The organism is Chryseobacterium sp. UF-290 (assembly GCF_058245615.1).
Genome location: NZ_JBSICB010000022.1, coordinates 1 through 14,577, shown reverse-complemented (window position 1 = coordinate 14,577; position 14,577 = coordinate 1). Strand labels below are relative to the sequence as shown.

Below are 14,577 nucleotides of genomic sequence, written 5' to 3'. Positions count from 1 at the left end.
TAACTTTACTCAAAGTACACTTCATGAAAAAAAAATTTACAGAAAAACAGATCCACATACTTGATATTGCAGAGGAATTGATTGCAAAAAAAGGATATGAGGGAACTTCTGTAAGGGATATCTGTTCTAAAGCAAATATTAATGTCGCAATGATCTCTTATTACTTCGGTTCTAAAGAGAAAATGATGTCTTACCTCTATCAGTACAGGGTTTTGAAGACCAGGGAAAATTTTTCAGAATTTGCGGATACCATTAAAGAAGGAAAGCCTGAAATGCAGATGCGTGAGATGATCAAATATATCGTTTCCCAATTGTTCAAATATAATTATTTTCATGGGTTTGTGACTCAGGAACTCCGTCATACAGAAAACCTGAAAGACGAGCTGCTGGATTTTTATCAGCTTTTTGTCAAAAAGCTGGATGAGGTTATTAAGAAAGGAGTAGCTTCCGGGGTTTTTACCTTTACTCCAAAACCTGAAGATATTCTTACCATGATCATCGGTTCCACGTTATTTGTGATCCGGAATAAGAATTTTTATGAGCTTTACGTTCCCAGTAAAAATGAAGAAGCTTATGCTAAAGAAGCTGAAAAAAAGGTGAGAATGAATCTTTTATTAAGTGTTTTTGCCATTTTGGGATACGCTGCAGACTAAAATTACGTTAAATATTCATAAAAAAAAATCTATTGACAAAAAAGTTATATTTTTGCAAATTAGTAAATCGGCTGTATAATCCGAAAACTGTTGAATTTTTTATATGAAAAAATATATTTTAGGTCTTTTTGCTGTAGCAGTGGTTACGTCTTGTGTAAGCCAGCAGGAAAGAGCCATGAGGAGTGCTGATAAAGATTTTATCTTAAAAGCGGCTAATGAAAATTTTGCTAAGAAAAAGTGGAAAAATGCATTGGCGCTTTACGACAGACTTGCTAATCTTGTGGCAGGAACGGATGATTTTCCTAATGTGGGCTTCAATACCGCTTATGCTAACTATTATGACAAGAGTTATAAGTTGGCAGGTCATCAGTTTAAAAATTTTGCAGTCAATTTTCCAAAAGATCCGAGAGCAGAAGAAGCGGCTTATATGTCTGCTTTATGTTATTATGAAGGATCTATGGATTACAACCTGGACCAGTCCAGCACAGAATTGGCGATCAACGAGCTTCAGGACTTCCTGACCAACTATCCGAATTCTGAAAGATCTAAGAATATTACCCAGCTTATTGACGAGCTGTCTTATAAATTAGAGTTTAAGGCTTATGAGAACGGACGTCAGTACTTTAAAATGGGTGAATATAAAGCGGCGAATGTAGCATTGGAGAATGTGCTGGAAGATTTTCCGGGTACAAAGCTTCGTCCGAAAATTTATGATTATATCATGAAATCCCGCTATGAGCTGGCAATGAAATCTATTTTTGATCTTAAAGAAGAACGTATAGAAAGCGCATTGACCTATACCAAACTGGTAGAGAAAGAACTTCCTAATACGGAATACTCTAAGGCTGCTGTGGATCTTAGAGGAAAACTGGAGAAAGAAAGACAAAACTTTGCTGTGGTAAAGAAGCAGACCGAAGCAAGAATCGCTGCTTTAAATGCAAGACAGAAAAAACAGGCTGAAAAATTGGCGGAAATGAATAAAACCGAGCAGCAGATCAAGGATCAGATCGGTCATGAAAAGCAGGCAAAGCAGATGCAGAGGGACAGCGCAGCGCTTCAGACCCCTCCACCGGCAGCGACTTTCAAAATTCAAAGATAATTCGTAAATTTGCCATCTTATAAATAAAATAATTTTCTCAAAATGAGTGTAAAAGATACAAAAGCAGAAGTAAATACAATTACTTACGATAAAGATAAGATTGAAGATAAAGTAGGTTCAATCTATGAAGCTATTGTTATCATGGGAAAGAGAGCAGAGCAGATCAATGCGGAGATCCGTACGGAACTTCACAACAAATTGGATGAATTTGCCGTTCACAATTCTACATTAGAAGAGGTTTTCGAAAACAGAGAACAGATTGAGATCTCTAAACATTACGAAAAGCTTCCGAAGCCAACTTCAATTGCCATTGAAGAATGGTTAAATGAAGATATCTATTTCAGAAAAACAGAAGACAGAAAATAATCATCTGTGCTTTTATAAACGAAGGTCATAAAGGAATTGAGTTCTTTTATGACCTTTGTCGTTTTAAAGCCTGATTGTGGGAAAAAATAAGTATTTTAGTATCTCAAAAAATTAAAACTAAATGAGTGTTTCCGGTAAAAAGATACTGATCGCCGTCTCTGGAGGAATTGCAGCCTATAAAATTCATTTTCTGATAAGGGATTTTATTAAAAAAGGAGCTGAAGTACAGGTTATTATGACACCCGATTCAGAACATTTTGTAACGAAACTGAGCTTGTCTACCTTATCAAAAAAACCTGTATATTCAGATTTTTATGGTGATAACGGAACCTGGAACAGCCATGTAGAGCTGGCGTTATGGGCTGATGTTATGATTGTAGCTCCATGTACGGCCAATACCTTGTCTAAAATGGTTCACGGGATGTGTGATAATCTGTTGATTGCTACCTATATGTCTGCAAAATGTCCCGTATTCATTGTGCCTGCTATGGACCTGGATATGTATGCGCACCCATCTACCCGGAAAAACCTGGAATTGGCAGAAAGCTTCGGACATACCATTATCCCGGCAGAAAACGGAGAATTAGCAAGCGGACTGATCGGACAGGGAAGGATGGCAGAACCGGCAACTGTCTTTAATACCATTGAAAATTTCTTTACTGAAGCTACCCATATAAAAAGCCTTGAAGGAAAAACTGTTTTAATCACGGCAGGACCTACTTATGAAGCCATTGACCCTGTAAGGTTCATCGGGAATCATTCTTCCGGAAAAATGGGCTTTTCTCTGGCTGCAGAAGCGTCAAAAAGAGGAGCAAGAGTCATTCTGATCTCAGGACCAAGCTCCCAGACTCTTAATGATCCGAATGTAGAGCTGCATAAAGTAACCTCTGCCAAAGAAATGCTGGCAAAAGTATTTGAATTTTATGACGGAATCGATATCGGAATTGCAAGCGCAGCTGTAGCTGATTATGCCCCGAAAGAAGTGGCCAGGGAAAAGATCAAGAAAAATGATGAAAACCTTACCATCGAGCTGGTCAAAAATCCGGATATTCTAAAAACAATGGGTGAAAAGAAAACGCATCAGTTCCTGGTAGGATTTGCACTGGAAACCCAGAATGAAGAAGAAAATGCCAAAGGAAAGCTGGAAAAGAAAAACCTCGATATGATCGTTTTAAATTCTTTGCGTGACGAAGGAGCGGGGTTCAAGAATGATACCAATAAGATCAGAATATTTACCAAAACGGAAAAGAAAGAATTTGACCTGAAGTCTAAAGGAGATGTCGCAAGAGACATTCTGAATTTTGTTGAATCTCAGCTTTTAAAATAATTTTAATAAATTTCCGTTCTCAATTTTTAATAGACAATGAAATCGTTATGATTCACAAAGACCAATATCTATGAAGGTGATGCGATTACATATGACCTTTAAAAAACAATAAGTATCTCCATATGAAAAAAATTATAAGTTTCTTTTTTCTGTTTTTTCTGTATACCCAAAGTTTTTCCCAGGAATTGCTGGCTACAGTGCAGGTAAACTCCCAGCAGATAGGAGGAAGTAACCAGCAGGCTTTTAAAGCGTTGGAAAAAAGTCTCAGAGACTTTATTAATAATACCAGCTGGACAGGGAAAAAGCTCCAGAATTTTGAAAAAATCAAATGTGGATTTGCAATTGTTATTGCAGAAAGAGACGTTAATAAGTTCAAAGGTTCAATCGTAATTCAGGCGGTACGTCCTGTTTATAATACTACCTATGAGACCCCCCTGCTGAACCTTCAGGATCAGAGATTTGCCTTTGAATATATTGAAAATGAAAATCTTATTTTTAACGAAAGACAGTTTTCCGGTAAAAATCTTACCGATGTGATCAGCTATTATATCTATCTTATTCTGGGGTATGATGCGGACAGTTTTCAGTCTATGGGAGGTACGCAATGGTTTTCCAAAGCTCAGCAGATCGCCCAAAATTCACAGAACAGAAACTATGAAGGCTGGAATACCATCAATGAGCCGAGAAGCCGTACGATCCTGATCAATGAAATTCTTAACCCGAACTGGAGCCAGCTCCGTTCCACGATCTATACCTATCACAGAGCAGGACTGGATAATCTTTTCAACCAGGACCAGACCGCAGGAAAAAAAGTAATCTTTGATGCCCTGATGCAGCTGAAAATGTATGAAAACTCATTCCAGCAAGCTTTCTTCTTCAACTTGTTTATGGATACTAAAAGTGATGAGATCTTCAATATTTTCAATTCCGGAAATAATGGAGGGCTTATGCTTAATGATTTAAAACAGACCATGATCACTCTTTCCCCGAAAAACATTGATAACAAGTGGAATAAGTGGAAAATCTAATCTTTTAATAAGTAACAACAGACAATAAAACTTTTCTTGGGATATCGGGACAGGAAAAACTTCTGTTCCCTGAAACACTCTTAGAGTCTGTTTAAGTTTAATTGTTAATAATTTTGTCTAATTAATTTAACGCTTTATTTTTTATTTTCCCGCTGATTTTGCAGATTCAGCAGATCATTATTCGTAAATCAAATCAGCGAGATTTGCAAAATCAGCGAGAAATAATATTTTAATACAAATTTAAACAGGCTCTTAATTCATTTAAAAAAACTTATTTTTACAGTTCAGATTCAAATTGAATTATAATCCGGATTATCAATGCTTTCGAGAATTTACATTAAAAATTTTGCCTTGATTGATACCCTTGAAGTATCATTGAAAAATGGTTTACAGGTAATAACCGGTGAAACCGGAGCTGGGAAGTCTATTATTTTAGGGGCTCTCCGGCTTATTTTAGGGGAAAGGGCAGATGTAAAATCAATTGCAAAGACTGAGGAAAAAAGTGTGGTGGAAACTGAGTTTGACCTTAATAACCAGTTTAAAAAGTTCTTTATTGAAAACGATCTGGATTATGAGCTTCAGACGATTATCAGAAGAGAGATCCTTCCTTCCGGAAAGTCCAGGGCATTCATCAATGATGTTCCGGTGACGCTGGATATTCTTAGAGAACTTTCCTCTCAGCTGATCGATATCCATTCCCAGTTTGAAACATCCAATCTCTTTACGTCGGAATATCAGTTTAAAATTATTGACGGACTTTCTGAAAATAAAAAGGTCATTGAGCAATATCAGCAGGAATTTTCAGACTTTCAGAGCCTGAAACTGCAGCTTAAAAAATTAAAGACCCAGCTTTCAGAGACAAATAAAGAAAGCGATTACAAAGAATTTTTATTGAATGAGCTGGAAGAATTAAAGCTGGATGATGTTGACTATGAAGATATCCAAAACCAGCTTTCCATCCAGGAAAATGCAGGAATGATCTCCGAGAATGTAGGGCAGATCCTATCCCGTTTCCATCAGGAGGAAATCGGAATCCTTTCTTTTTTCAATGAAGCTAAAAATAAGCTTTCAAAGATTTCTGAAGTTTCTACCAGCTTTGCTGAGCTTGATGAAAGATTTGAAACTTCTTTTGTTGAATTGAAAGATATCATTTCCGAGCTGGAAAGCGAGGCGGACAGGGTAGAGATCAACCCGGAAAACCTGTTATATCTTACCGATCTTAATAACAGGATCAATGCTTTATTCCTTAAGCATAATGTTTCAGACCTTAATGAGCTGATCGGGATCCGAAACCAGCTGGCAGGAGACCAGAAAGGCGCTTCCGAGCTGGAATCGCAGATCGCTGAAACAGAAGAAAATATAGCTAAAAAAGAAAAGGCGCTTCAGGCCCTGGCAGAAAAGCTCTCAAAGAACCGGAAAAAAAATGTTCCCGTTTTTGTAAAAAAAGCGGAAGGACTTCTTAAAAAACTTGGGCTTGAAAAGGCCAAAGTAGATATAGAATTACAGGATGCCCCGGAATTTAATCCTTTTGGAAAAGAAAATATCCAACTGCTGTTCCAGGCCAATTCAGGTTTCCCGTTAAAACCAATTCAGACGGCCATTTCCGGAGGAGAAAGGTCCAGGGTGATGCTTGCCGTAAAAAAGATCATTGCAGAAAGCGATGAGCTTCCGACGCTGATTTTAGATGAGATCGATACCGGGGTTTCAGGTAAGGTTGCAGAAGAGATCGGAAACCTCATGAGAGAAATGTCCGGAGACATGCAGCTGATCGTTATTTCCCATCTGGCACAGGTTGCTGCTAAAGGAAATGATAACTATAAAGTGATCAAACAGGATATTTCAGGAAGAACACAATCTACGATCATCCCGCTGAACGATGATGAAAAGCTGAATGAAATCGCACAGCTCCTTTCCGGAAGCAAAATTACAGAAGCCGCTTTAGCACAGGCAAAAGTATTGATTGGCTGAAAGATAGATGCTTTCAATACATTTTAATTGTCATTCTGAATGGAGCGAGAGCGGAATGAAGAATCTCAGCTTTGAGTACATTAAAAATTATGGGATTGGGTTTTACGGGTAATTATTTTTCTAGATCTTCAATGCTCTTTCTTAGAGCTTCTATTTCTGCATCTTTTTGTTGGATTTCCTTTTTCAGCATCTCAATGAATTCTTTTTGACTTTCTAATAAGAATTCAGGAACATTACAATAATAGTTACCGCTAATACTTCCATTATTACTGGTAATAGTATTCTCAAAATAATTAGTAACATTTTTGTTTGGATCAGTCTCTCTTATATCTTCAACGTTTGTTTCCAATAATTTTGAAATTCTGTCCCATTCTTCATCAGAAATTTCTACTTCCCCTTTTTCTTTTCTGCTGTATTGGGTCTGGCTGATGTTAAGATATTCTGCCAGATCTTTCTGGGTGAAAGCCTTTTCGTTTCTTTTTCTGATTAACTTTTCCTTTACCATAACGCATTTTTTACAAATGTAGAAATTATTCGAATATAACCGAATAAAGGTGAATAAAAAAATCTGTTGTGGTGTCATGAAAAAATAGTTATTTTGAGGTGTTAAAAATTCACAAAGAGATGAAAAATATTATTTCAACGCCATTTTTTTTCTAGTTACGAAGATGTATTTAAAATACGACAGGTTCTGTCGCTATCCTGTCATAGCTTTGTATTAGTTAACCGAAGTACAAACTTTAAAACCCTATTTTTATGAAAGCATTGTATTTATCAGGGTAGATTCATTTACCGTAAAATCCCCATGTTAAAAATAGGGGTTTTCCCTGTTGTGGGAATTCTTAACATTTTTTATATTCGCGCAAAAATTACAATTAATGAAGAAAAATTACTTAAGTGCACTATTCTTATGCATTACTTTGGGCGTTTCTGCCCAGGAAATTTTATGGCAACGGGATATTAAATCGAATACACAGGATTTTATAAGCCAGGTTACCACAACGATCGATCAGCAATACCTTATCACGGGCAGTTCTATTCAAAGCAAAAGCCAGCCGCCAGCTGCTAACAGCCAAAAGCAAAACAACGGTTATGATTTTCATTTGGTAAAACTCAACCAACAGGGCGAAGAAGTCTGGGAAAAGTATTTCTCCGGTCAGAATCATGATTACCTGTCGGCAACAGTTACCACACAGGACGGTGGATTTTTAGTTTCAGGTACCTCGTATTCTAATAAGGGTCTGGATAAAAAAGATGATTCCAAAGGAGGCTCTGACATATGGCTGATCCGGCTTAATGAATTTGGAGACGAATTATGGCAGAAAACCTTGGGAACATCTTCTGATGAAGAAGCCAGAGCAGTGATCCAAACCACAGATCTGGGCTTCTTTGTAGCCGGAAATGTACAGAATTCATCCAAAGGCTATGGTTCTAAAGATGCCTGGATCATCAGGCTGGATAAGGACGGAAAAGAATTATCCCAACTTATCTTAGGAGGAAAAGGTTTGGATGAAGTTGAAAAAATGATACCAACGAAAGACGGCGGAGCGCTCCTTGGTATTTATTCCAGAAGCTCCGAAGTTCGTGATTCTGGAGTAAGAAATCCAGAGACCAAACTTCCGACCGGTCAATCTGCCAACCGAAACTTATCATCTGCAACCTCTACAGCTATTAGCCAGTTGCCAAAAGCCAGCAGCAATTTCGGTGAAGGCGACTACTGGATCGTAAAGCTGGATAAGAACGGAAAAGTAGAATGGGAAAAGAACTATGGAGGGAAAGGAGATGATCATATCAGAACTTTGGCCTTGACTTCAAACGGATATATTGTTGGAGGAGAATCGAGATCAGAAAGATCCGGTAATAAAACCGTGGGTATAGAAGAAGGCACAGACCTTTGGCTGATCGCTTTGAATGAAAGAGGAGAAGAGCAGTGGCAGAAATCTTACAACTTTGGCAACCGTGATATTCTGATGAGTATGAGTACCATTCAGAGTCAAGATACCAGAGCCAGGAACCAGGACCTGACCAAAGGAATTCTTTTAGGGGGTTATACCCATGCTGAGGGAAGAATAGAGAAGAATGATGAGACATTTTGGATGCTGTATGTGGATGGGAATGGCAATGAGCAGTGGAGGAAGCATGTGAGTGGAGAATCGAGACAAAGAGAGGAAAGGCTTTCAGATTTGAAGCTGAACAGAGATGGATCTATAGTTCTGGCTGGTACCAGTGCCACGGAATTAGGAAAGGAGAACTGGAAGATTGTAAAACTAGGAGATAAGCAAGTGGACCAGCTGATCGAGAAATATGACATCAGGATCTACCCGAATCCTGTATCTGATTATGCTTATGTAGAAATCGGCTTTGATTTCAAGGAAGCTGATATTATGCTGTATGATATGAGTGGAAGACAGATCCAGAATCTGAAGACGAAAAATAAGGTGACTAAGATTAATACCCAGTCTCTGGTACAGGGAGCTTATCTGGTGACCATAAAAACAGATACCAATAAAACAGCAAATGCTAAACTGATTAAGAAATAAAACATAGATATGAGAAAAAAATATATACCCATAGTATTTCTGTTGGCTTTTGGTGAGTACAATGCCCAAAATGCATTGCTTCCTGAGCCTACGACATCATCATTTTCAAGCTATATCAATACCCCTGCTTCACCTGCAACGGGAATTCCTGAGGTAGGAGTTCCGCTATATCAGCTGGAAACAGGAAATAAAAATATCTCTGCACGTGTAGCCCTGTCCTATCATGTATATAATTCCGCTTATAATATTCCCGGAAGCGAAGTAGGATCAGGCTGGTCATTGTTTAAATCCGGTATCATTTCCAGAACTGTTGTAGGTGTGCTGGATGAAACACTCAACTGGAGTGATACGGAACCTGATAATGCCGATGTGTTTTATTATTCTGTTCCAGGGCATTCCGGAAAGTTTAAAGTATACAGGGATGCCGCTACCGGCCAAATGGCAATTATCAATATTACAGGAGAAAAAATAAAAATTGAATGTGAAAGAAATACGACCGATACAAAATTCATTATCAATTCATTTAAAATAACAGACGATAACGGATTACAGTATTTCTTCCAGGATAATGATTTTGCTTTGGCAAGGCCCAGCCATTCTTATATCAATTATAAATCGGCTTTTGTTCTTACTAAAGTTCTGGATGAAAATGATCATGAAATTGTAACCTATCAGTATGATAAAAAAACAAAATATCTGGGGGCTTCTACCACAAAGAAATATGAATATAATAAGCTGGTCAATATAACAACAAGAGCAGGAAAGATAAAATTTGAATATAATTATAATCCATCGGAGGATAATAATACGGAGTTTAATAATAATGATCCTTACAGCATTTCATATGTCAGCCTTACCGATACCAAAGACAGGGTGATTTCAAGATATGAGCTTTCTTATGGCGGGTTAGGTCATTATGACCCTATAAAAAAAGAGACTGTAGGAAAAAGAAGCCTGTCTGCTGTCAAAAAACAGAATAAATCTCTGGTGACGGAGGAAGTTACTTCATTTGAATATACTACCAATCTTAATCTGCCGGAATATACTCCCTGGGGAGACAGTTTTTTCTGCCCGTCATACAATACCATAGCAAATCCCAAAAATTATCTTCAGGGATATCTTAAAAAAGTTACATTTCCTACCAAAGGGTATATCGTATATAATTTTGAAGCTAATGAAGTATATAATGATAAGACGCAGGTTGATTATTCTGATAAAAAAATGATTATAGATCCTCAGAATCAGTATTACAGCCAGACCGATGAATTTTCCGTCGATACTCATACTACAAGGACCTATACCGTTCAGGTGCCTTCTGAAAGCTTTTTGCAATTTGAAATGACGGATGATTATATGGAAACGGACATTCATGGTCATGATGTAATTTTTAATTATACAATAAAAAGAAACGGAGTTACTCCCTCTACAATACCTTCATGTCCTTATGTAACCTATAAATTAACAGACGGAGGCGCTTACACCATTCAATTCAAAGGAGGTGGAAAAGGAATGTTTAAAGTATACAGTCTGAAAGCCAGGCCAAAACCCTATAAGAACATGGAGTTTGCCACTGAAGGAGTAAGGGTAAAAAGAATTCAGTCATTTGATGCCGATGGTACTTTGGCCAAATCCAAAAGCTATGAATATAATGACTTTAGCAACCCTCTGAGCTCAACCGGATATAGTTTTCATCATGAAAACTGTACGGAGGAAGGATCATCGTATGTTTTATATAAGAATGTAAAAGAAACTGATGAAATAGGTTCTTCCCATAACGGATATACGAAATATTATTTCAAAACCCCGATGGACTATGTTTCAGGGACACTTTCAAAACCTTTTTATAATCTTACCTCTTCAGGAGTTTTAGCCAGAAGAGAGATCTACAATAAGCAAAATCAGATGGTGGAATCCTCAGACTATGACTATGAGTTTGAGAATATGGCGGATACCGGAGAATATAACATATGTGGCGGTAGGACGATGCCGGCCTGGATGAAATATACCAAAGAAACTCATAAAACCTATTTTGACAGCCAGCAATATTATACAACAACAGCTGAAACTACTTTCAGCCCCTTCAACCATAAGGAATCGGTAAGTAAAACAACAGATGCTGAAGGTAACATTACTGAATCTGTCATCCGCTATGCTATGGATATAAACAATCAGAAGTTCATTTCCCGAAATATAATATCAGCAGCTTTGGAGGGAGAAACCAAGGTTAACGGAATAATGATGTCTAAGCTGGAAACCAGATATGATAATCCTTCCCACTTCTATCCCACATCCATAGTCAGTTATGATCTGGCCCAGACCCCTGAAACATCAGTTACCTTTGATCTTTATGATTCTAAGGGGAATCTGTTGCAGTCTACAGATAAAGCAGGAGTATCCACCACGACGATCTGGGGGTATCACCAGACTTTACCCATTGCACAGGTTGTAGGCGCTAAATATAATGATATAGCCTCTCTGCCTGCCGTTACATCAGCCATTACGGCTTCAGATGCAGATGATGACAACCCTGCCGGTGAACCTGCTCTGGTGGCTGCTTTGGAAAACCTGCGTAAAGATCAGCAGCTGAAAAATCATATCATCACCCTCTATACCCATAATCCGTTGACAGGCATTACCAACACCATATCCCCCAATGGGATGAAAGCAACCTATGAATATGACGATTACAGCCGTTTGATAAAAATTAAAAATGCTTCCTCCCAGGTAATTAAAGAAAACCAATACAACTTTAAGCAATAATACCATGAAACATAATATGATAAAAAATACAGGATTATTGTTTGTTGTCCTTTCACAGACATTATCCGCCCAGCTATCCCCTTCGGAGAACTATATATATTCCAAAACCTGTCTTAATGAAGACTGCAGTAAGAAAACAGAATCGGTGGAATATAAAGACGGCCTTGGAAGACCAAAACAGCTCATAGGCATTAAAGCTTCCCCTTCCGGGAAAGATGTGGTCACACCGATAGAATATGACCCTTTCGGAAGACAGCTGAAATCTTATCTTCCTGTACCGCAGCAGGGTACTAACAATGGCGGAATACATACAGATCCGCTCAATAACGCTTCTACGATATATGGAAATGAAAAGATCTATACCGAAACTATTGTTGAAGAATCCCCTGTGGGAAAACCGACACAAGTTTATTCGGTGGGAAACGCATGGTCAGCCCGTCCGAAAAAATTCGCTTATGATGCGAATGCCGTTACCCACGAAGAGGTAAAAAAATATACTGTTTCCACATCATGGGTTAATGGTGCTACCCAAAATACCATTGCCCTGTCAGGCAGCTATCCTACAGGAACACTGATAAAAACAACAGTGACCGATGAAGACGGCAATACCGCCATTGAGTTTAAAAACGGTCTGGGCCATACAGTGCTGGTAAGAAAAGAACTAAGCAGCACCCGGAATGCAGATACCTATTATGTGTATAACCCATACGGCCAGCTTGCTTTTGTTATTCCCCCTAATGCCGTAGAAACCGTATTAAGCCCTGAAAACCTGGATATGCTTTGCTATCAGTATAAATATGATCCCAAAGGCAGACAGGTGGAGAAAAAGATGCCGGGCAAAGGCTGGGAATATTTCGTATATGACAGGGTAAACAGATTGGTTCTGTCCCAGGATGCCAATATGGGGACATCGAAGATGTGGCTGTTCAGCAAATATGACCAGCTGGGAAGAGTGCTGTATACCGGAACGTATACGGGAAGCCACAATTACGGAAGCGAAGGCAGACAGGCGGAGCAGAACAGCGTAAATGCCAATGCCGTACTTCATGAAAGCAGAAGCACGGGAGGATTTAATGCCACAGGAATCACCGCTTATTATACCAATAATGCTTACCCTACAGCATTCACAAAGATTCTTTCGGCGAGCTATTATGATACCTATCCCCAGGGAGGTCCCGGCAGGCCGGCACAGATCATGGGGCAAAATACCATAAGCGATGCTATGGAAGCTTCCGTCAATACCAAGGGGCTTCCTACAGCATCTTATGTAAAGAATATTGAAGATGACAGCTGGACGAAAAGCCATATCTGGTATGATGAAAAATCCAGAGCCATAGGAACCTATTCCATCAATCATCTGGGAGGATATACGAAAACGGAGAGCGAGCTGGATTTTGCAGGCTTGCCAAAACAGACTAAGGCATATCATAAAAGATTAGATACAGATCCCGAAAAAGTCATTGCCCAGACTTTTGAATATGACAGCCAAAACAGGCTTCTGGTCCATAAGCATCAGGTAGGAAGCAATCCTGTTGAGATCCTGGCACAGAATGAATATAATGAGTTGTCCCAGGTGAAAAATAAAAAAGTAGGCGGAACCTCTGCGGCTTCACCCCTGCAAAGCATTGATTATACCTATAATATCAGGGGCTCACTTACCAGGATTAATGACCCTTCCGATCTTAATGGTAAGCTTTTCGGGTATGAAATAAAATATACCAATCCCAATAATACCTCCACAAAATATGATGGGTCCATTACTGAAACAGACTGGAAAACAGCAACAGACAATGTGCTGAGAAGATATTCTTATTCATATGATGGATTGGGAAGGCTTAAAAAAGGAATGTATTCCGAGCCATTATCATCTGTGCCGCAAAACGATTGGTTTAATGAAATCATAAGCTACGATCTGAGCGGGAATATAACCACCATGCAGAGGAACGGAGGATTATATTCAGGCGCAGTCCAGCTTATTGATGATCTTACCTACAATTATACCGGAAACAGGCTCAATGCTGTTACTGATGCTTCAGGGAATTATAACGGCTACCCCGATACTTCAGGTACTCCGATTTCTTATGATGCTAACGGAAATATGAAGGACCATAAGGATAAGGGCATTTTACAGATCGATTATAATTTTCTTAACCTTCCGAAATATATTAAGTTTAATCAGGCTGTAGCCAGCAGAGGAGGCGCAAGATATGTGAACACGTCATATACTTATCGTAGTGACGGTACTAAGCTGAGAAAAATACACCAATATAAAGACGGGGCAAACGAATACCTGGCTTCAAAAACTACGGATTATTCAGATGGTTTTCAGTATGAAGCGGTTGCAACGCTGGCAAACCCTTCGGCTCCTTTTATTTTAAAGTTTGTACCAACAGCAGAGGGCTATTATAATTTTGAAAATAATAAGTATATTTACAGCTATACGGATCACTTGGGAAATGTGCGTTTAAGCTACACGAAAAACGGTTCAGGAACGGAGATCATTGAAGAGAACAATTATTACCCATTCGGGATGAAACATGAAGGTTACAATGCATTAGCAGGAAATCCTTCTTACAATTACCAATATAATGGAAAAGAATTGCAGACGGAAACGGGTTGGAATGATTATGGCGCCAGAATGTATATGGCAGACATTGGCAGATGGGGCGTTGTGGATCCATTAGCAGAGACCACAAGAAGGTTTTCACCTTATAATTATGCATTAAATAATCCTGTGAGCTTTATCGACCCGGATGGTCGAAAAGCTTATGCTCCTGATACGTGGAGCTGGAATATAAGTTCTGGCGGAGCCGCTTCGTATTATCTTGCAGGCGGA

The 14,577-nt window shown here is 38.7% G+C and carries 10 protein-coding genes; 9 read left to right on the top strand and 1 reads right to left on the bottom strand.

What is annotated here, in order from left to right; all coding sequences use genetic code 11:
- Positions 1 to 23 precede the first annotated feature (23 nt).
- From AC4IF5_RS18965 to AC4IF5_RS18940, 6 genes are all read left to right on the top strand, one after another.
- A complete protein-coding gene (locus AC4IF5_RS18965; protein ID WP_066693165.1) occupies positions 24 to 653 on the top strand; it encodes a TetR/AcrR family transcriptional regulator in 630 nt (209 codons plus the stop codon).
- Positions 654 to 756: 103 nt separating this feature from the next.
- Positions 757 to 1,752, top strand: a complete 996-nt coding sequence (locus AC4IF5_RS18960; protein WP_490737300.1) for an outer membrane protein assembly factor BamD — start codon at positions 757 to 759, stop codon at positions 1,750 to 1,752.
- A 42-nt stretch (positions 1,753 to 1,794) separates the two neighbouring features.
- Positions 1,795 to 2,118, top strand: coding sequence for a DNA-directed RNA polymerase subunit omega (locus AC4IF5_RS18955; RefSeq protein WP_027372958.1), 324 nt, complete (start codon positions 1,795 to 1,797; stop codon positions 2,116 to 2,118).
- 121 nt (positions 2,119 to 2,239) lie between these two features.
- Entirely contained in the window at positions 2,240 to 3,445 is a 1,206-nt protein-coding gene (gene coaBC, locus AC4IF5_RS18950) for a bifunctional phosphopantothenoylcysteine decarboxylase/phosphopantothenate--cysteine ligase CoaBC (RefSeq protein ID WP_490737298.1), read from the top strand.
- Between the two features lie 122 nt (positions 3,446 to 3,567).
- Entirely contained in the window at positions 3,568 to 4,473 is a 906-nt protein-coding gene (porD, locus tag AC4IF5_RS18945; protein WP_490737296.1) for a type IX secretion system protein PorD, read from the top strand.
- 318 nt (positions 4,474 to 4,791) lie between these two features.
- Complete coding sequence (locus AC4IF5_RS18940) at positions 4,792 to 6,441, top strand: DNA repair protein RecN (protein WP_490737294.1); 1,650 nt, start codon at positions 4,792 to 4,794, stop codon at positions 6,439 to 6,441.
- A 112-nt stretch (positions 6,442 to 6,553) separates the two neighbouring features.
- Here the strand turns inward: AC4IF5_RS18940 and AC4IF5_RS18935 are convergent, their stop codons facing one another.
- A complete protein-coding gene (locus AC4IF5_RS18935) occupies positions 6,554 to 6,946 on the bottom strand; it encodes a helix-turn-helix transcriptional regulator (protein WP_490737292.1) in 393 nt (130 codons plus the stop codon).
- A gap of 373 nt (positions 6,947 to 7,319) precedes the next feature.
- On the opposite strand from AC4IF5_RS18935, the gene AC4IF5_RS18930 reads away from it, so the two are divergent.
- The 3 genes from AC4IF5_RS18930 to AC4IF5_RS18920 all read left to right on the top strand — a co-directional run.
- Positions 7,320 to 8,981, top strand: coding sequence for a T9SS type A sorting domain-containing protein (locus tag AC4IF5_RS18930; RefSeq protein WP_490737290.1), 1,662 nt, complete (start codon positions 7,320 to 7,322; stop codon positions 8,979 to 8,981).
- Between the two features lie 9 nt (positions 8,982 to 8,990).
- Complete coding sequence (locus AC4IF5_RS18925; protein ID WP_490737288.1) at positions 8,991 to 11,741, top strand: hypothetical protein; 2,751 nt, start codon at positions 8,991 to 8,993, stop codon at positions 11,739 to 11,741.
- Between the two features lie 16 nt (positions 11,742 to 11,757).
- A partial coding sequence (locus tag AC4IF5_RS18920; protein WP_490737286.1) for a DUF6443 domain-containing protein occupies positions 11,758 to 14,577 on the top strand: 2,820 nt, incomplete at its 3' end.